Here is a 17,704-nt window from a genome sequence, read left to right on the forward strand (position 1 = left end):
ATCTATACTCGCCGGACATCAGCATTTTTGCAATTGCAATGTCTGCAATGAACATTCCATGAAACAGAACGATCTCGATCTGAACCAACTGAGAGCCTTCCTTGAAGTTGCCGACAGGAAGAGCTTTCGGCGGGCGGCAGAGGAGCTCTGCATTTCGGCTCCGGCGTTAAGCCGACGTGTAGAGCTGTTGGAAGAGCGATTGGGCGCGCGGTTGCTGGCGCGCACTTCGCGCTCCGTGCGATTGACCGAGGTTGGGGCTTCGTACCGGGATAGGGCGCGTGCTGCGCTAGACGACCTCGATGCTGCGACATTTTTCGTAAGACGGACAGCGGCGGGGTCGTCCGGACGGGTGACCGTGTCCTGCATTCCGTCTGTGGCATCAGGAGTCATTCCAAAGGCGCTGCTCGCCGCCGAAGAAGGCCTGCCGGGAGTCCGCGTGCGCGTCATCGACGATTCGGCCGCCATCGCCATTGCCAAGGTGCGGGATGGCGAGGCGGATTTCGGGGTCGCTTTCCTGCCGGAGCCGGTGGCGGAGACGGTTTTCGACCCAGTAGTGGAGGATCCCTTCGTACTGGTTGTCGCCAAGAGCCACCGGCTTGCCACACATCGAAGCGTCCGATTGGCGTCCCTCGGCGATGAGACCTGGATCGCGCTAGGCCGGAATAGCGGAAACCGACATCTCGTCAATCGCGCGCTTGCAGACCATGGCATCTATCTGCCCTATACACATGAGGCGGCTCACATCGCGTCGCTGTTGGCGCTCGTGGAAGCCGGCATCGGTATTGCCCTGTTGCCGAGGCTTGCCGCACGAAGCAATGCGAATACAAGGGTCATCAAACTGTCGGACTTCTCGCTCGCCCGGACAATCGGCATTGTGAGCAATCCGGCGCGACGTCTTTCCCCGCATGCGGAGGTCTTCCGGAACAGGGTTGAGGCTAGCCTCCGGAGCGCGTGGGTTTCGGATCGCGCTGTCAGCCGTCGGAGCGACAGGTGACTTAACATCCACAGCCGTAAACGGCATCGGCACGGATAGACCCATCCCATTTCCCCTGAAACATCTGGTTACATTTGACGATCCGGCACGCTCTTGAAGAGCTTGCGTGCCGTCTCTATTTCGCTCGCTGCCAGCCATGGCAGACTTTCGATGTGCGAGTTGTTGCCAGGCGCGTCGATAGTCAGGTTCTTATATTGGTGATCTGTTATCGCTAAGGAGATGGAAATGAAGATTCGTCCCCTCGACGACCGGGTTATCGTCAAGCGAATCGAACAGCAGCGGCCCGCGGTCTCGGGCATCGTGATGCCTGAGTCCGCTACTGAAACGCCCGAACAGGGCGAACTCGCAGCGGTCGGCATAGGCCCGCAGCTCCAGGACGGAACGAAGGGCCCGCCCCAACTGAAGGTTGGGAACCTCGTAGTCTTCCGGAAGCATGTTGGGCAGACCGTGCAGGCGGACGGCGAAGCGCTGCTCGTCATGCGTGAGGAAGACGCCGTGGGCGTTCTCAACGGTCAGGCGGATATAGCTTCGCAGCCTTTGCAGGCTGCCTGACCCAGGCAAACCAAGGTTTAACGCACTCACCCCGGGCAGGTGGCATACAAGGCAAAGTCTTGTCCCGACGAGGTCGACTCGTTTATTGCTCCTTTGAATGGGGATGTGCTCCGGTTTGGCTGGAGCAATCAGATCGTCATGATGTCTGTGGGTGCATTTTCTTGAAATAAAGCCGAAGTGAAAGGCAGCGGCTGGGTGTCTTTTGAGACTCTTGAAGTTGCCGTTTTCTGTTGCTATTTTTATTTCCGCTCAGGCAGTCGCGATGTCGCGCTGCGTGTTTCTGTTTGTTTGCCGGGCAGTGAGGGCAGGTGAATGGGAGCGCGTGATGCCCCTCACTCCTCGCTGCGCTCCACAGGAGGATACGACCATGACTGACGCACTCTTCGGAACCGATCTCTTCGACGAGTTCGATCGTCTGCAAAGGCAGATGACCGGCCTGTTTGGAGGGTTTCCTTCCAGCATCCGCGCCGGCCGCACTGGCGCATTTCCTGCCATAAACATCGGAGCCACTGACGACTCGATCGAGATCGTGGCATTTGCTCCTGGACTCAAGCAGGAAGACATTGAAGTCACCATTGACCGTGGTCTGTTGACGATCAGCGGCGAACGACGACCGCTCTGGCAGCACGATATGCCGGAGTCAAGGCGTTACGCGCAGGAGCGCTTTGTCGGCGCGTTCAGAAGGGTCATTGAATTGCCCGAGGGCGCGGATCCTGACAAGGTCCAGGCACGCTATGCCAACGGTTGTCTTTCAGTGAGCGTGGGTAAGCGCGAGGCGTCGAGGCCGCGTGCAATCACCGTTCAATAACGTGAAGGAGGCTGCCATGAACGATAACACCCAACTCGCACAACGTAACGATGGTGCCGTGGTCCAACGCCCTGAAGAGAAGGGCGTGCGGAAAATCACCTTGGTCCCTGCAGTGGACATTGTGGAAGACGTCAACGGCGTGACGCTGTGGGCTGACCTGCCTGGCGTGAGCCGCGAGAACCTCCAGGTCAGTTTCAACGACGGTGCGCTGCATATCGAAGGGCAAGCGATTGTGCCGACGCCCTCGAGTCTTCGTGTGCAACATGCGGAAATCCGTCAGCCTCACTTTGCGAGATCGTTCTCCTTAAGTCCGGATCTGGATGCTGCGCAGATCGGCGCGGTGTTGCAAGACGGCGTGCTGAAACTGACTATCCCTCGACGTGAGGAAGCGAGACCGCGCCGCATCCCGGTCAACCTGGCTTAGGCGCTTGGTGTCCTAACGGATCATTCGACGTTCGGGGACATCCAATAGCGGTGTTTCACGGCATACGAAGCGCCACCGCCCGTACAGTTCCTTCGGTCAGTACGAGGCGCGGCAAAGCCGACCAAGGCGAATCTTCATGTTCGCCTTGGTCGGCATGCTTCACAGCCTGGGTTCGCTCCGGCAAATCGACGGGAACCCTGGCGATCGGAAAGCGCATTCCACGCGTAGAGACAAATATCAGATTGACGCACAGAGGTTGTCATGGAATTCGATACCGACTGGATGACATTAGGTCCTCACCGTATAAGGCTACGCTGCGTTCGCGGGTTTCCGACCGAGAAGATGCGCAGTATTGCAGAGCTCGCTCGCCTCGCAATCGAGCACAACATGAGCGCCGCGGCACGGTTGCTTGAAGTCGTTGCGGATCGCTCCAATGCGTATTCGATAAGCATTGGCACGACGTTTCCTAAAGACAAGGATGTGGTGCCTGATCTCGAGATGGCGCTCGCCACGATATTCGGCCTGAAGCCAGATCAGATCAATATGGAGGTCACAGTCGTCAGTCAGGCTGAAGTCGACCTTCACTTTGGCGTGTACGAACGTATGCTGGCGGAGCGGATCGGGATCGTGCCCCTGATTCAGTGATTCACAGCACTGAGGCTTGCTCACGGAGCCAGCGGATGCGGCCCGCGGCATGGGTCATATTTTCCTATTTTGATTAGTGAGCCTGCAAAAGGTAGCCTGACGTACCATCCCAGAGCAGTTTCACTGCCGTGATTACCAGTAGTCCGTAGCAGGCCCGGTACATCTGGCGCTGATCGAGCCGCCCATGCAGGCGCCAGCCCAACCAGACACCGGCGGGAACGGCAAGCAGGCAGATCGCCATCAACGTCCAGACGGCACCAACGGGCCTGGCCAGCGCCAGCCATGGCACGGCCTTGAGGATGTTTCCCACCGTAAAGAACATGCTGGTCGTGCCGGCATAGACCTGCTTGCTCAGGCCCAGCGGCAGCAGGTACATCGCCAGCGGCGGCCCGCCCGAGTGGGCGACCATGGTTGTGATCCCTGACGTGAGGCCCGCCGCCACGGCCTTTGGCGAGGAGCGGGCCTGCACCGCGACGTCGCTGCCCCGCAAGAGCCATAGTCCGACAAAGCTCAGTGTGACCACGGCCATGACGATGGAGATGGCACGGTGGTCCAGCACCCGAAACAGAAAGTAGCCGACCCCGATGCCGACCACCAGCCCCGGCACCAGCAAGAGCAGATCGGGCCTGGACCACGTCGAGGGCTTCCAGTAGCGCAGGCTGAACAGGTCCATCGCAATGAACAGCGGCGCCAGCAGGCCGCCCGCCGATACGGGATCCATCACCAGCGACAGCAAGGGAATGCCGACGATGGCAAAGCCGCCACCGAAAGCGCCTTTCATGAAACAGATCAGGAAGACGCCGGCAAAGGTGACGAGGACGGTGGTGATATTCAGTTCCATGATGGCATTGGCAAAGGCTTGGGGCTGACAGCTAAAGGCTGGAACCATCGTAGGTTTGTTAGGCAATACAATCAAATCATTGTCATGGATACAACTTCGGTGACCTCGTCCACCGGCGACCGGTGCTCCCCGTGGTGCGTGATATGATTCGCACGCGAATTAAATCGATTAACGCCGGCCGGAACATGAAACATCGCCTTGTCTATCTCCTGAACGTTGGTCACCGACGGCTGCAGCGCTGGTCGCAGGCGCGTGCCGCCCGTGGCGGCGTTACGGCGGCCCAATCGGGGTTGCTGTTCTTTCTGGGGACGCACGACGGGGCGCTCATGAGCGAAGCCGCGGCAGCGCTGGACCTTGGCGCGCCGGGGATGAGCGGCCTGGCTGACCGTACGGAAAGAGCTGGCCTGATCGAACGCCGGGCGGACGAGAACGACGGCCGGGCATCGCGGCTGTGGCTCACGGATGCAGGGCGCTCCGCGCGCCAGCGCGCCAAGGCCGGCATGACGGATCTCAACGCCAGGCTGACCGAGGGCTTTACCGAAGCCGAGATCGATGTTGTGGCGCGGTGGCTGACCAGCCTGCAGACCAGGTTTCCTGTTGCCGGGGATGAGGGCGACGGGGGCGACGGGGGCGACGAGCGCGACGAGCGCGACGACTAACTAGGCGACGCCCAGCCTGGTCCAAGGCTGGGCAGCACGATGCCGCCTAGTGCTGGCTGACTTTCGAGAAGTCCGGCTTGCGTTTCTCGGCAAAGGCCGCGAATGCCTCGCGGGCTTCCGCGCTCGTCAGCCGCTCCTGGAATTTCGCGCTCTCGGTGTCCATTTGCGTCACCAGCATCTCGGCCTGGCGCATCAGCGCTTTCATGGCGCTTAGGGAGCCGGCAGGCTTGGCTGCGATGCGCTCGGCCATCCGGCGTGCCTCGGTGCGGAGCTGGTCATTGGCGCATACCTTGTTGGCGATGCCCCAGGCTAGCGCGGTCTGCGCGTCGAGCGGATCGCCCATGGCAAACATCTCGAAGGCCCTCGCGTGGCCGATGCGCAACGGCAGCAGATAGCTCGAGGCTGCTTCTGGCACCAGCGCCAGGTTCACGAACGGCGTGATGAGTTGCGCATCCTGGGCCAGCAGCACGTAATCGCAATGCAGCAGCATCGTGGTGCCCACGCCCACCGCCTTGCCATGGACCGCAGCAACGATGGGCACCGTCGACTTCGCCAGTGCATGCAGAAAGCGGTGGACATGCCGTTCGCTGGGCCCCTTTCCCACGGCAATCGCCGCGAATTCGCCTACATCGTTCCCCGCAGTGAACATGTCGCCATCTCCTTGTACCAGCACCACGCGGACATTGCCGTCGTGCTCGGCGCCCTCGATGGTGTCGGCAAGGGTGCCGTACATGCCGTTGGTGAGGGCATTTTTCTTGTCTGGCCGGGAAAGCGTGATGGTCAGGATGCCATTCGTCAGGTCAACTTGAATTTCCGGGGTCATGCGCGGCTCCGTTGGTTTAAGTTCGTGTGCGAAGTATATCGATGATTCGCGTGCGAAGTAAACATGCCCGGGGCATGGGTGAGAACCCGGATTTTGTGCGTTGAGCGGATCGACGCTCATAATCAGCACATTCCGAAAATTGTCGCGTATTCGTTCACCATGCCTCGATACCGCTACAAGCAACTGGTCGACCAGTTCGCCGCAGACATACAGGAAGGCCGCATGCGTCCGGGCAGCCGGTTGCCGACCCACCGTGAACTTGCCGCCCGCGAAGGGCTGGCCCTGGTCACGGCGACCCGCGTCTATGCGGAACTGCGGGCCATGGGGCTGGTCAGCGGCGAGACCGGACGGGGCACGTTCGTGAAAGAAGCGCTTCCGCGTGGACATGGCATCGACCTCCAACCGTGGAGCGACGACACGGTCGACCTCAGCTTCAACAATCCGTCGATCCCCGGGCAGGGCGATCTTCTGAGAGCGGCACTGCGTGACCTGGCCGGCGCCGGCAACCTTGAGGCGTTGCTCAAATACCATCCGCATGGCGGCCGAATGCATGATCGCGAGACGATGGCCCGGCATCTTGTCGGACGCGGATTACCCGCGACCGCGGAGAACACGGTGCTCGTAAGCGGCGGGCAGCATGGCTTGACAGTCACGGCGATGGCGTTGCTGGAGCCCGGAGACGTGGTCGCAGTCGACGCGCTGACTTACCCAGGATTCAAGCTCACCGCCGAAGCCTGCCGGCTGGAATTGGTAGCGATTCCAGCGGGCACCAAGGGCGCGGACCTGGACGCATTGGCCGGCATGTGCCGGCAACGCCGGGTGCGGGCCGTGTACACGATGCCGACGCTGCACAATCCGCTTGGCTGGGTCATGAGTGCGCGCCGGCGGCGCGATCTGGTTGCCATTGCGCGCCAGCATGGGCTGATCCTGATCGAGGATGCCGCATATGCGTTCCTGGAAGCCGGCGCTCCGCAGCCATTGGCGGCATTGGCGCCCGAATTGACCGTGTATGTGTCGAGCCTCTCCAAGAGTGTGGCAACCGGCCTGCGTGTCGGATCACTGTGCGCCCCGCAGGCGTGGATTCCGAAATTCGAGCGCACGATCCGCGCAACCACCTGGCATACGCCACCCACGATGACTGCGATTGCCTGTGGCTGGATCGAAGACGGGACGGTCGCACGGCTGGAGGCTGAAAAGCGAAGTGATGCCGCGATACGCCAGGGCATCGTGACCGAAGTGCTTGGGCACCTCGATCTCGTTCGACATCCCGCGTCCTACTTCGTCTGGCTGCCGTTGCCAGAAGATGCGCGAGCCGATGCCATCGCGAAGACCTTGCTCGACCAGCATATCTCGGTATCTACCGCGCATCCCTACGTCGTCTCGAAACATGTGCCGCACGCGATCCGCCTGGCACTCGGGTCCGTCAGTCTTGACACGCTCCGGAAGGCGCTGCGGACCGTAGCAAGGGTCGTAGACGATCATGCGTACCGGTAGCTGGTACGGGCCAGGGCTTCGTCCACCCACCCGATCTTACCTATTCGTCTGCGCATTGAAGCCTGGACGCTAGCCGCGATAGCGATAGCCGTCAGGCGAGCGACGCCGGCGTCGGCGCCGATGCCGGGCGCCGCTAAACTGCCTCGGCGTCCGGATGTCTACCGGTATCCATATGACGATGTTCGCCGGCAGAGTCGGGGCCGTTGTCGGAAGTTGCCGGTCGCATTTGACCGGATCGCAAGCGGCTTCGCGCTCGCCATGTGACCGCATTGTTCGGCATGCGTGCAACAGTTGAAGCATCGCCTCGATGTTCGGCCCGCGAGGCCGGTCGTCGGCCTGTTCTGCTTGAGTTAGCGGGTTTGGTGGGTCAAGCGGTGCCCGGGATGGCTTGACCTGTGCCTTCAGGAGGGCCTGAAATTCCTGGCTTGAGGCCAGTGCGTGCGTGCTGTGATGGCCGCGTGGGCCACTCACGGCATTCAGGCACACGTAGCAAGCCGGCGGCAGGGCGGGGACGCTAGTCATGGATGCTTCCCAATCTAGACCCGGCGCAGGGAACGCAGCATCCACCACAACTGCAGCGAAGCCCCCACAATAAAGATTCCTAGCCATGCCGCGAGGGCCCCACGCACGATGGGAGAATCAGGGCCGGTGGCCAGCGGATGCGCGACAGGCAAACGGGTCAACGTTTCGTTGATCCCCGGAACCAGCAATAGAAAGAAGGTGAACGAAAAGCCGAACTGCGCCAGGTATCTACCTGCCCGGCCGAACAAGGGCAGTCGTGGAACGAGCAACGCGCCAGTCGCTGTCAACAACGCAAGTAGGCCCAAGGCGTGGCCGGCATTGAAGCCGCCGGTGCTGGACAAGCCGAAGGACGTGAGCACGGACAATGCCAATCCGCCCAGATAGACCCGGCCCGAACGCCGGGTTGGACCGATCGAGCCGTAGCGGACAAAGCTGTACAGGCCCGCTGCGAACGGCACCAGACTAATAGCGGTATGAACAGCGCCAAGCGTGGAAAGGGGATGTGGCATGGGGAATTCCTGTTCAAAGAACAAACCAACTAGTTGGTCGGTTGATGAGGTGAAAAAAAATCGTTTAGCCCGCTGAGCAGGGGCTAAACGATCCGTTTCAGAGACTCAGACGGCCGATGGCTGCCTGCGCGATGTTTTGAAAGGACTTGGGGTCGCCGAGGGCGCGAGCTGTCAGCATGGCGCCATGCACCGTGGACATGAAAGTCTGGGCTTCAACGAGCGCGTTGCCCTGCACGCGCAACTGCCCCTTGCTTGCGCCCTGTTTCAGAACCCCTGCGATCCACGCTGTCAGATCCTGGAAATAGCCTTGCACCTCAACGGCAATTTCAGGCGGAATCATCGGGCATTCCGCCGCCAGCATCGCGCAAATGCACATCGTCGAGGAACCGTCGCGTATGCATCGGGCCCAGTAATCTGCGTAGGCCTTTAACTGCGCCAATGGATCATCGCCGACGTGGCGCTGCAGTGCCGCGAGCCCCTCCTTTGATTGCTGACGGTGGCGCATGACGACCGTAAGGACCAGATCGGTTTTGCTCGGGAAGTGATGATGAATGCTGGCTTTGCCGATACCTACTCGCTCGGACAGGTCCGCATAGCTGAAGCCGTTATAGCCGCCTGCTGCGAGTAACAGCCGGGCATGCTCGGCGATTTCGATGGCTCGGGGTGAAAGTTCCGCGATCATGAATGAAGGTTCTTCGTCCGCATGCGAGGCGGTTGTTTGTCCCGGCATGCCTGAGCTGCATCGTTGATATGGTGAACCATCCTACTAGTTGGTTGGTAGCGATGTCAAGTCGTCACGGAGCCGGGGAGGCTTTTGCACGGCCATGAATGGGCCACGCCGCTACGCAACACCTCCGTGAACGAGGCCTTGAGATTGCACCTGGCGACGCGTCTTCGCCTTTCCGGACAACCCGAAACGACCATTGGCTTCTCAGTCAAGGTGCATCGGCGACCGCAACGCGACGCGGGCAAGCCTTCCTCATGTACCCCTTGTATCTCATTTTCCGGCGGAGGCTAAAAGTATCGCCCCCGGCTCAAAATCGAACCTCGACCATAGCGTCCGCCGTCGTCGGAAATTGATTCGTTCACGAATGCGATATTGCTATGACCCGCCATTCGCGTGAGTTCCGATGATTACCGGCCACGCTTTGCCGGGGACGCGCTGCCGGTAGAATTGGCCAATTGCTTCCGTGCAGCTTCCCCGTCACATGTCCTCTGACCGAACCGCCGCTGCCCGTGCGTGGGCTTACATTGCCGCGAGATCTGCGGGCCAACCAGTCGATCCAGGCTGGCGCGTAACCCTGAACTTCCACCCTGATCGGATGTTTCGCGGGCGGCCGCTGCTGGCGGTGATGGCTGAAGATGGCGTTTATCGATCCCAGTTTGAAACTGGCACCAGTAATGGCGGGCTGACCGCCTACCCCCGTGGCGACCGGTGGCACTGGGAAAGCCGGATCTTCGGGCGGGCCTATGACGCAGCACCACCATCCGAGCGGCCACGCTATGGCGCGCTGAATCTGGCTCACGCAGCAGCCGGCGCAGCGCCACGCTTCGGGTCGGCGCATCTGCGGCTTGATTCTGGCGTGATGAGTCGCACGACGTTTTGCTACCCGGACAGCGTCTACGAGCCTGGTCACTTCGGCGTGTTTGACCGTTTTGCCCTTGCCGAACGACTGGCTGCCGCGGCGGGGCAGGTCGATCCCCTTGATCATTACATCGAGGCTCATGTTCACGGAGGGGTGCTAATCGCACGCGATGTGGAGGCCATCGTACTCGACCCATCATTCCGGGATACGGACGTCGAGGCGCTTGCCCATGCATTGCCATGTCGTGTCGAATGGCACGCTGGCTTTCGCGCGGGAGCTGATTTGCTGCGCCGACAGCACGAGTACCGCGGTCCAGCCGCCGCGGAGCTTGCGGCGACCCTGGCAGGCACACAGCTGCTGACTCCGGCGCGAATTGGGGAGGCCGTGCGCGTCGGCCAGCACGATCCGCAGACCCTCAAACAGGTGTGGCACTGTCTGGCGCGTTTTGGCAACTGCAATCCCCGGTGAGCAATGCTCGCCGTGGTTCACACGGCCGCGTGACGGGAGAAGAGCGCGATGGAGAATGCCCGCTCGAACGGCCAGCCCGAGGGTAGATTGCGTGCAGCCGGTCCAAACTACATTGCGTTGGCGGGCAATACAGTCAGGCCGGAAGCCCCGCTCGACGTGGTGCGGCGTTCACTTCTGAGAATGCCGTTCTCGTCAAATTCGAGCACGACGGTCGACGACCTGATCTCGCCTCCGGAAAAGAGCGGGCCAATGAACGGGATAAAACTCTCAGGGTGGGGACGGGATGTTGCGAAGGAATAAATCAGGATGGTTGACCCTGTCTTCAGCGTGACCCGGGATGAGGGCGTTCCGAGCTGGTTGGTCACATCGTCGATGGTGGAAAAGCCAAGCAGGAAGTTCGACAACTGCTCCGGCCGTATGTCGACGCCGGTTGAAACACACCCGGCCAACATAAAGGACAGCGCGGTCAGCGCGTGAATGAGCTTCATGTTGTCGAGCCTCGATGTCATTGCCTGACGAAGATCCAAAGAGCATGGGGTCTTGCCTGGCGTCTCCTTTCCCAAGGATAGAGCCTTCGCCGGTTCTTTTTTGGAACATTGCAAACACATTGGGAACGAGCGCCGGCACTGGCAGTGTCGCCCTAAGGCCGGACTGAGGCCCTCGGGCTATCTGCTGCATGGCCCGCCGGCTCAGGGACGAATTCCAACCCTTACTGGCCCATGGGGACGTGAAAGGCGACGGCAGCACACGGTCCTTCACACTTTCCCCGGCACCCAAATCGGTAGCAGTGCTTACAAAGCGTCGTCGCGGAGTGTACTTTTATCGGGAGATCTCAAGCCTGAGACAGCGGCGGCGACGATATTCATCATCAATATCGAATAGCCGCATCCTGTGGTCCGATGGCTATCTTGAGAAATTCGACCCTGAATCGGATATCGCCACCCCTTAGTCGGGCTACAACAGCAGGGGCGCGGGGCTCCTGTTCTCGCGCCCACAGCATTTGGCGGTTATGTACCGGTCTTGCCATCCTGACGGCGCAATATCTGCTGACCGCTCCAGGGCGAACCTGGATGCCGCCACGAATCATTGGCGCTGCATTGTTCTTGCTATCCGAAGCCAAGTCGCCGTTTCGACTTGCCCGGCGGGCCGTGTCATGGTGCGCACGGAAGCCGCATATATCGGCTCAACAGTTACTCACACACGCCTATGCGCCGAGCGCGTAAGGGCGAGTCATGACTTCCAGCAAATGGCCGTCAGGATCATCGAAATACACTCCGCGGCCACCGTTGTGTAGATAGGTTTCGCTGGCACGTTGCTTCCCCGGATCGGCCCAATAGCGAAGCCCTCGGTCTCGAATGCGAGAGAAGACCTGGTCGAACTCGCCATCACTGATCAGAAACGCGTAATGCTGCATGGAAATCGCACCTTCGCGTTCGAAGAAGTCCAGCGAAACACCGTTGTCGAGTTTGACCACCAGCATATGCCCAAACTCTACAGGGGCTGGCAGACCCAGAATGTCCACCAGAAACTGCGCCGACTTCTGTTTGTCGCCGCACCAGACGATCGTGTGATTAAGCTGTACGCTCATGGTGCCCCCGGCCGATATGCTTGTTACGACGCAGTCTACGCCGGATCTCGCCCGATATAAAACACAACGGCTACCGACCGTCCCTAGCACCATGATATTGGGAGATGGGTCCTGGGCGTAGGACGAAGCCGGACATCAGATGCCGACGCAATGGGGACTATAGAAGACCAATCAAAGAGTCTCTATGTTTCCCCCCGCCCACAGCCCCGCGTCAAATATTCCCCCAGATCAACGGGATCTGTTCCTTGCCTTCGTGGATACGGTGGCCGACTATGCAATCGTTCTCCTCGATACAAATGGCGTCATTACGAGCTGGAATCGGGGGGCGCGACGCATGCTTGGATACGACGCATCTGAGGCCATTGGCTTGCACTTCTCGCGGCTATACACCGAAGACGCGGTCGCGCGAGGTTGGCCGCAGAAGGCACTCCTTCTGACTCAACGTCATCGCAAGCTTGAAGATGGCGGCTGGCTGATTCGTAAGGACGGCAGCCGCTTCTGGTGCAGCAACAGTATCACGGCGGTGCACAACAGTGACGATGTGCTGATTGGCATGGGAATGGTCATTCGGGACGTCACACAACAGATGGAGTCCTCCGAGCGATTATGGGAAAGCGAGTCGACTTTCCGGCTGCTTGTGCAGAACGTGTACGACTATGCAATCTTCATGCTCGACACGGAAGGCCGCGTCGCCAGTTGGAACGTTGGAGCCAACCGCATAAAGGGCTACGCGAGCCGGGAAATTGTCGGCCAGCATTTCTCAGTTTTCTACCCGCCCGAGGATCGGATGACGGGCAAGCCGGAACGCCTTCTCTCCATCGCGAGGGATCAGGGCCGTGTGGAGGATGAAGGCTGGCGTGTGCGAAAGGACGGCACTCAGTTTTGGGCGAGCGTTACGCTCACCGCCGTTTATGACGAGCATCATCAGTTGGTAGGCTTCGCGAAGATAACACGCGACATGAGTGAACGCAGACACCTGGAAGAAGTTGAATCGTCTGCGCGGAGAATGAATGAGTTCTTGGCTACGTTAGCTCACGAGCTCAGGAACCCTCTCGCCCCGATGTTCAACGCAACCGCGATCATTGAAAAACATCCGGACGACAGCGGCCTTGTCAAAGCCAATCTAAGCGTTGTCCTTCGGCAACTGCGTCACCTCAGCCGGCTGGTCGACGACCTATTGGATGTGGGCCGGATGGCTGTCGGGAAGCTGGAGTTGCGAAGCACAGTCATCCCGATTCAAGCGGTGCTTGAGACAGGGTTGGAGGCTTGCTTGCCGCTCTTGGCCGCAAAGCAACAGCGAATCAATTTGCAACTATGCGACGAGAACTTCCATGTTTTCGGCGACCTCACGCGTCTTAGTCAGGTCCTGCAAAACGTACTGAACAACGCGTCAAAATTTTCTGCCGAAGGCACGACGATAGCCGTAGAGTGCAAATCCTGGGACAAGATTGGCACGATTTCCATTACCGATCAGGGCCGCGGCATCCCGCACGATATGCTTTCGGACATCTTTAATCTGTTTGTTCAAGTCGATGAACCCGGCTATAGCGCAACGGGCGGCCTGGGTATCGGGCTTTCGCTGTGCAAATCGATCATCGAAAAGCATGCGGGTTCTATTAGCGCCACCAGCGCTGGGCCGGGAAAAGGCAGCACATTCACGATACAGTTGCCTATTGCGACGCAAGTGTCCGCACCAGAAGAACCCTATATGACCGAGCCTCCCGTAGCCGGAATGAGAATCCTCATTGTCGACGACAACCAGGATGCTGCAGACAGCCTTGGCATGCTTCTCCAAATGGACGGGCACGCTATAGAAGTTGCCTACGATGGTGTGTCTGCCATCCACAAGGTTTCCGCCTTTGTTCCCGATGTCGCGCTGATCGATCTGGCAATGCCCGATATGGATGGATACGAGTTGATCGAAGAGCTCCGCGAGTTTGCAAAATTGGACCATACGCGCTTCTACGCATTAACCGGATTCAGTGAGGCAGCCGTACGGGACCGTGTCGCTGAGGCGGGATTCAATGGCCACATTGTCAAACCAATCGATCCGGCTGCGCTAAAGAAGACGATCTTTCCCGTCGGATCCGGTAATCCGTAGCCGTATTCCTTTGTCCATCAAGGCCCGGTCGAGCCGGCGACTTCCAGCCTGCTTTCGGCAGGTGGAGGACCTACTGCTTCATACGAAGCTCTACACGCTTGGGCCGAAAACCATGGCGTTGAAGACGGTGGCGTAGCTGTAGTGGCAACCGGGCGCAGCCGGGGCGCCGACGCGTACGATGCGTAGCGCGCCATCGCACTTGTTTTGATTACCAGCCATGCAACCGGCTCCATTCGGTGATCTCGCCATCTTCAGCGACAGCCTGGTAGGAGGGAAACTGCGCGCCCGTGGAACAAGCGTGGTTGGGTAGGATACGCAGCCGAGTGCCGATCGGGAAGCGCTTGGCGATGTCAGTGTCCGTAGCATCCGCGCGCGACAGGATGCCGTGCTCCTGATTTGCGCCACGGAGGATGTAGCCCGGAATGACTGCGCCTTCTACTCCGCACACTTGTCCATAGCCGAAGTCGCGTTTCTGGTTCTGTGTGCCTCGGTCGCGGCTCATGGCCATCCACCCGGCGTCCACAATGGCCCAGCCTTTTTCGGCTTGGTGTCCGATCACAGTGGTTATCACGCTCAGTGCGATGTCTTCGGTCGAACAAACGCCCACGTTGTGCATTACGAGGTCGAAGAAGACATAAACACCGGCGCGTACTTCTGTCACGCCTTGCAGGTGTGTCGCGGAGAGCGCCGTCGGCGTTGAGCCAACGCTGACCACCGGGCAGGGCAGGCCGGCTTCGCGCAGTCGATCGGCGGCGTAAACACAGCCCGCCCGCTCCTGCTCGGCCATCGTGACGAGTGCCTCCGGTGTATCGAGTTCATAGCTGGAACCGGCATGCGTCATCACACCACCAAGACGCGCACCGCCTTCGTGCAGCACGGTCGCGACATCGATCAGTGCTGGCTCATCCGGGCGGATGCCGGAGCGGTGGCCGTCGGTATCGATCTCGATCCAGACTTCGAAGACCTCATCGTTTTCAGCGCCGAAGGCAACGATGGCGCGAGCAGAGTCCACGCTGTCGGTCACGATCTTCAGGTCGCAGCCCCGGCGGCGGAGCGCCAAAGCTTGGGGCAGCTTGTTGGCCACCATGCCCACACCGTAGAGGATGTCGGTGATGCCGTCGTCAAAGAAATGTGCCGCTTCCTTCAGTGTGGAGACGGTAATGCCGCTGGCTCCCGCTGAAATCTGCGCACCTACGACCTGGGAGCACTTGCTGGTTTTGGCGTGCGGGCGGAAGCGCACGCCAAGAGCGTCCATGCGCGCCTGCATCCGTCGTATGTTCCGATGCATGCGCGAGGTGTCGACGACCGCTGCGGGAGTTTCCAACTTCATAAGCGACGCGGGGGAAATGTTCATGTCATCCATGATCTTGTCAGTCCAGGTATTGGCTCTTGGCCTTCAGTGCCGGTACGTCTTCGCGCAGGCCACGCGAGATGAGGCGCGACACCGCGCCGGACGAGATATCTCCGGCGGCAGGCAGGTCAACCCCGACTGCCTGCGTTTGCCGGCGAAATTGCGGATCAGCTGCCGCGGCCCAACGCGTCGCTGGGCCCTCCGGCGGGGAACGGCACAACCAGTGTGATGGGGCGTGTTGGGAAAGCGGGGCTCTGCGCCATCGCCTGGGCCGCCATCGCGAACACGGCCACAGCGATCGTTTGCCCAAAGCGTTTCATCCTGAAAGACATGCGGGCCATAGCGAATCCTCTTAGTGGCGGGCAGCACGAAAGGACCGCAACCACGGCAGTGCCGGGGGCAGGGTCGAATATTCGACTTCCGGCGCCGGCGCGCCGACGGGCAACGCGAGGCCGACGCGGTTATGCCAATACGTGCGCAATCCCACCACTGAGGTACCGAACATGTCATAGCCGGAACCGGCGACGAAGGCCGCGTCGGGTGCCTGCACGCGGAGTTCCTGCAGGGCAAGCTGGTACGGGCGCGGGTCCGGTTTGTAGTAGCCGGCTGCCTCGGAAGTGACCACTACATCCCAGTCGATTCCCAGCAGGCCGGCAGCGCGCTGGCCCAGGCGCTCGGAACAGTTAGTCACGACGGCCAGTTTGCAATGCGGCCGCAGTGCCTGAAGCAACTCGCGGGCGCCCTCCCACGGCGGCAATTCGTCCCAGTGCGCTTCGAGTGCCGCCGGTGCCGTCGAAGGCAGGCCCACATGTTCCGCTGCTTCCCGCACCAATTGTTCATAACTCACGTAGGCGCCGCAGCCGTAGGTCCTCCGCAGGTACTCGGCCCGCCACGCGCGGCCCGCCCCCTCGGACCCGGCGGCTGAGTTCCAGAGGGTCCAGGAGTCCAGCAAGGCGGTGAGCAGGTCGAAAAGCACGGCACTCGGCCAGGCGGGCGATGGGCGGGAAGCAAGTATGTCCATGAGATCCTTTTTGCGAGAGGTCTGCGCAGCGGTGCACTGTCGTCAGAGGTTCCCAGTGTAGAAACGATAGTGTGGCTCGTGGTTAAATCTCGGAACATCAATCGTTAAGCTGAAGTGAATGATCCAGATCGAGGACTTGCGGCTGGTCGAGGCGCTGGCACAGTCGCCCTCGCTTAGCGCAGCGGCGCGAGCGCTTAATGTGACGCCCCCGGCATTGTCTGCGCGCCTGCGCAAGCTGGAGTTCATGCTGGGCCTTGCGCTTGCCACCCGCACTGCCCGGCGGTTGAGCCTGACGCCCGAAGGCGAACGCTTCGCGCGTGAGAGCGCGGCGCTGCTGGCTCAGCTCAATGCGCTTCCCGAGTCTTTCAGGCGGGAGGACAGCCAGCTCACAGGAACGCTCCGTATTGCCGCCCCCTTTGGCTACGGACGGCACCATATCGCCCCACTGCTGGGGCGCTTTGCACTGGCCCATCCGGGTTTGCGCCTGCAGCTCGATTTGCATGAGACCCCCTGGCCAGACCGGCACGACTCGGATGCCGTGGTCCACATCGGCGCGGTGCGCGATTCATCCTGGATCGCCCGCACACTCGCCCCCAATGCACGCTGGCTGTGCGCCAGCCCGGCCTACTTGAGCCAGCACGGCACGCCTGCGCAGCCCCGCGACTTGCTCTCGCACGCCTGCATCTGCATCCGGGAGAACGACGAGGACGTGACGCTGTGGCGATTCCGCAGGCCAGGCGCCAGCGGAGGGCGGCGATCCCTGGCACGAGAGACCGTGCGTGTCGTGGCTGCCTATACCAGCAATGACGGCAGTATTGCGCGTCAGTGGGCAGAGCAGGGCCTGGGACTGGTGCTCCGTTCGGAATGGGACGTGGCCGACGCTGTCGCGCGCGGCAGACTGGTGCGGGTGCTGGCCGACTGGGAGTTTGACAGCGCGCCGGTGACATTGCTGGTGCCGACCCGTCGCGGACGTACGGCCCGTGTGCAAGCGGTAATGCAATTCCTGGAAGAGGAGTTGGGAGGCGACCGGCAGGTGCAGTGAGGTGCGCTGAACGTTGTGTTTGAGCGTAAACCCGCCAGCGCGGATCCAACGATGAACGCTGATCCGTGCTTCTTCATGATCCCAAACTTGGACCGGATGAACCTCACGCGTCGGGCGGCATGCAGTGACCCAGGTGGAAGCCCGAGATGGCGATCACTGTCTCCGCGTTTGGTCCTGTCCCCGGGAAGAAAAACCTCGTCGTCCCCCAAGCTCCAATGCCGACAATTCAATCTGGTGGACGCCCCGACATCCGAGAACGCCCCTGAACAATGGAGT

General features: G+C 60.6%; 19 protein-coding genes. 10 read left to right on the plus strand and 9 right to left on the minus strand.

Going from position 1 to position 17,704, the window contains the following annotated elements:
• Positions 1 to 58: 58 nt before the first annotated feature.
• The 5 genes from BLQ58_RS23865 to BLQ58_RS23885 all read left to right on the plus strand — a co-directional run bounded on the left by BLQ58_RS23865 (position 59) and on the right by BLQ58_RS23885 (position 3,423).
• On the plus strand, positions 59 to 994 hold the full coding sequence (locus BLQ58_RS23865; protein ID WP_049815923.1) for a LysR family transcriptional regulator: 936 nt from the start codon (positions 59 to 61) through the stop codon (positions 992 to 994).
• A 225-nt stretch (positions 995 to 1,219) separates the two neighbouring features.
• Positions 1,220 to 1,546 carry a co-chaperone GroES gene (locus tag BLQ58_RS23870; protein ID WP_029051337.1) on the plus strand — a complete coding sequence of 109 codons (327 nt, stop codon included), beginning with the start codon at positions 1,220 to 1,222 and terminating at the stop codon, positions 1,544 to 1,546.
• 367 nt (positions 1,547 to 1,913) lie between these two features.
• On the plus strand, positions 1,914 to 2,354 hold the full coding sequence (locus tag BLQ58_RS23875; RefSeq protein ID WP_029051338.1) for an Hsp20/alpha crystallin family protein: 441 nt from the start codon (positions 1,914 to 1,916) through the stop codon (positions 2,352 to 2,354).
• A gap of 16 nt (positions 2,355 to 2,370) precedes the next feature.
• Positions 2,371 to 2,778 (plus strand): Hsp20/alpha crystallin family protein, encoded by a 408-nt coding sequence (locus tag BLQ58_RS23880; protein WP_029051339.1) that lies wholly within the window; start codon positions 2,371 to 2,373, stop codon positions 2,776 to 2,778.
• Between the two features lie 261 nt (positions 2,779 to 3,039).
• Positions 3,040 to 3,423 (plus strand): hypothetical protein, encoded by a 384-nt coding sequence (locus tag BLQ58_RS23885; RefSeq protein ID WP_029051340.1) that lies wholly within the window; start codon positions 3,040 to 3,042, stop codon positions 3,421 to 3,423.
• A 73-nt stretch (positions 3,424 to 3,496) separates the two neighbouring features.
• On the opposite strand, the gene BLQ58_RS23890 is transcribed toward BLQ58_RS23885, so the two are convergent.
• Positions 3,497 to 4,264, minus strand: a complete 768-nt coding sequence (locus tag BLQ58_RS23890) for a sulfite exporter TauE/SafE family protein (RefSeq protein WP_029051341.1) — start codon at positions 4,262 to 4,264, stop codon at positions 3,497 to 3,499.
• A gap of 185 nt (positions 4,265 to 4,449) precedes the next feature.
• Here BLQ58_RS23890 and BLQ58_RS23895 point away from each other — a divergent pair, with 185 nt between their 5' ends.
• Complete coding sequence (locus BLQ58_RS23895; RefSeq protein WP_049815925.1) at positions 4,450 to 4,923, plus strand: MarR family winged helix-turn-helix transcriptional regulator; 474 nt, start codon at positions 4,450 to 4,452, stop codon at positions 4,921 to 4,923.
• A 46-nt stretch (positions 4,924 to 4,969) separates the two neighbouring features.
• On the opposite strand, the gene BLQ58_RS23900 is transcribed toward BLQ58_RS23895, so the two are convergent.
• The gene (locus BLQ58_RS23900) at positions 4,970 to 5,746 is read right to left on the minus strand and encodes an enoyl-CoA hydratase (RefSeq protein ID WP_029051342.1); all 777 of its coding nucleotides are present in this window, start codon (positions 5,744 to 5,746) and stop codon (positions 4,970 to 4,972) included.
• 159 nt (positions 5,747 to 5,905) lie between these two features.
• Here BLQ58_RS23900 and BLQ58_RS23905 point away from each other — a divergent pair, with 159 nt between their 5' ends.
• Entirely contained in the window at positions 5,906 to 7,240 is a 1,335-nt protein-coding gene (locus BLQ58_RS23905) for an aminotransferase-like domain-containing protein (RefSeq protein ID WP_029051343.1), read from the plus strand.
• A gap of 536 nt (positions 7,241 to 7,776) precedes the next feature.
• Here BLQ58_RS23905 and BLQ58_RS23910 read toward each other — a convergent pair.
• Both BLQ58_RS23910 and BLQ58_RS23915 read right to left on the minus strand, forming a co-directional pair.
• On the minus strand, positions 7,777 to 8,271 hold the full coding sequence (locus BLQ58_RS23910; RefSeq protein ID WP_029051344.1) for a hypothetical protein: 495 nt from the start codon (positions 8,269 to 8,271) through the stop codon (positions 7,777 to 7,779).
• A gap of 97 nt (positions 8,272 to 8,368) precedes the next feature.
• A complete protein-coding gene (locus BLQ58_RS23915) occupies positions 8,369 to 8,953 on the minus strand; it encodes a TetR/AcrR family transcriptional regulator (RefSeq protein WP_029051345.1) in 585 nt (194 codons plus the stop codon).
• A gap of 526 nt (positions 8,954 to 9,479) precedes the next feature.
• Between BLQ58_RS23915 and BLQ58_RS23920 the strand changes: the two genes are divergently transcribed.
• Complete coding sequence (locus BLQ58_RS23920; protein ID WP_029051346.1) at positions 9,480 to 10,325, plus strand: DUF3626 domain-containing protein; 846 nt, start codon at positions 9,480 to 9,482, stop codon at positions 10,323 to 10,325.
• A gap of 107 nt (positions 10,326 to 10,432) precedes the next feature.
• Here the strand turns inward: BLQ58_RS23920 and BLQ58_RS23925 are convergent, their stop codons facing one another.
• Together BLQ58_RS23925 and BLQ58_RS23930 are read right to left on the minus strand one after the other, a co-directional pair.
• A complete protein-coding gene (locus tag BLQ58_RS23925; protein WP_029051347.1) occupies positions 10,433 to 10,813 on the minus strand; it encodes an META domain-containing protein in 381 nt (126 codons plus the stop codon).
• Between the two features lie 716 nt (positions 10,814 to 11,529).
• Positions 11,530 to 11,913, minus strand: coding sequence for a VOC family protein (locus BLQ58_RS23930; RefSeq protein ID WP_029051348.1), 384 nt, complete (start codon positions 11,911 to 11,913; stop codon positions 11,530 to 11,532).
• A gap of 184 nt (positions 11,914 to 12,097) precedes the next feature.
• Here BLQ58_RS23930 and BLQ58_RS23935 point away from each other — a divergent pair, with 184 nt between their 5' ends.
• Complete coding sequence (locus BLQ58_RS23935) at positions 12,098 to 14,014, plus strand: hybrid sensor histidine kinase/response regulator (protein WP_092602518.1); 1,917 nt, start codon at positions 12,098 to 12,100, stop codon at positions 14,012 to 14,014.
• A gap of 90 nt (positions 14,015 to 14,104) precedes the next feature.
• Here the strand turns inward: BLQ58_RS23935 and BLQ58_RS29695 are convergent, their stop codons facing one another.
• The 3 genes from BLQ58_RS29695 to BLQ58_RS23945 form a co-directional block, all read right to left on the minus strand.
• A complete protein-coding gene (locus BLQ58_RS29695; protein ID WP_302847663.1) occupies positions 14,105 to 14,233 on the minus strand; it encodes a hypothetical protein in 129 nt (42 codons plus the stop codon).
• Positions 14,223 to 15,368 carry a DSD1 family PLP-dependent enzyme gene (locus BLQ58_RS23940; RefSeq protein WP_175459989.1) on the minus strand — a complete coding sequence of 382 codons (1,146 nt, stop codon included), beginning with the start codon at positions 15,366 to 15,368 and terminating at the stop codon, positions 14,223 to 14,225. The genes BLQ58_RS29695 and BLQ58_RS23940 overlap by 11 nt, the downstream gene beginning before the upstream one ends.
• A 349-nt stretch (positions 15,369 to 15,717) precedes the next feature.
• The gene (locus tag BLQ58_RS23945) at positions 15,718 to 16,386 is read right to left on the minus strand and encodes an HAD family hydrolase (protein ID WP_092602522.1); all 669 of its coding nucleotides are present in this window, start codon (positions 16,384 to 16,386) and stop codon (positions 15,718 to 15,720) included.
• A gap of 118 nt (positions 16,387 to 16,504) precedes the next feature.
• On the opposite strand from BLQ58_RS23945, the gene BLQ58_RS23950 reads away from it, so the two are divergent.
• Entirely contained in the window at positions 16,505 to 17,428 is a 924-nt protein-coding gene (locus tag BLQ58_RS23950; RefSeq protein ID WP_092602524.1) for a LysR family transcriptional regulator, read from the plus strand.
• Positions 17,429 to 17,704 lie beyond the last annotated feature (276 nt).

It is taken from the genome of Ralstonia sp. 25mfcol4.1 (assembly GCF_900104095.1).
GTDB lineage: Bacteria > Pseudomonadota > Gammaproteobacteria > Burkholderiales > Burkholderiaceae > Cupriavidus.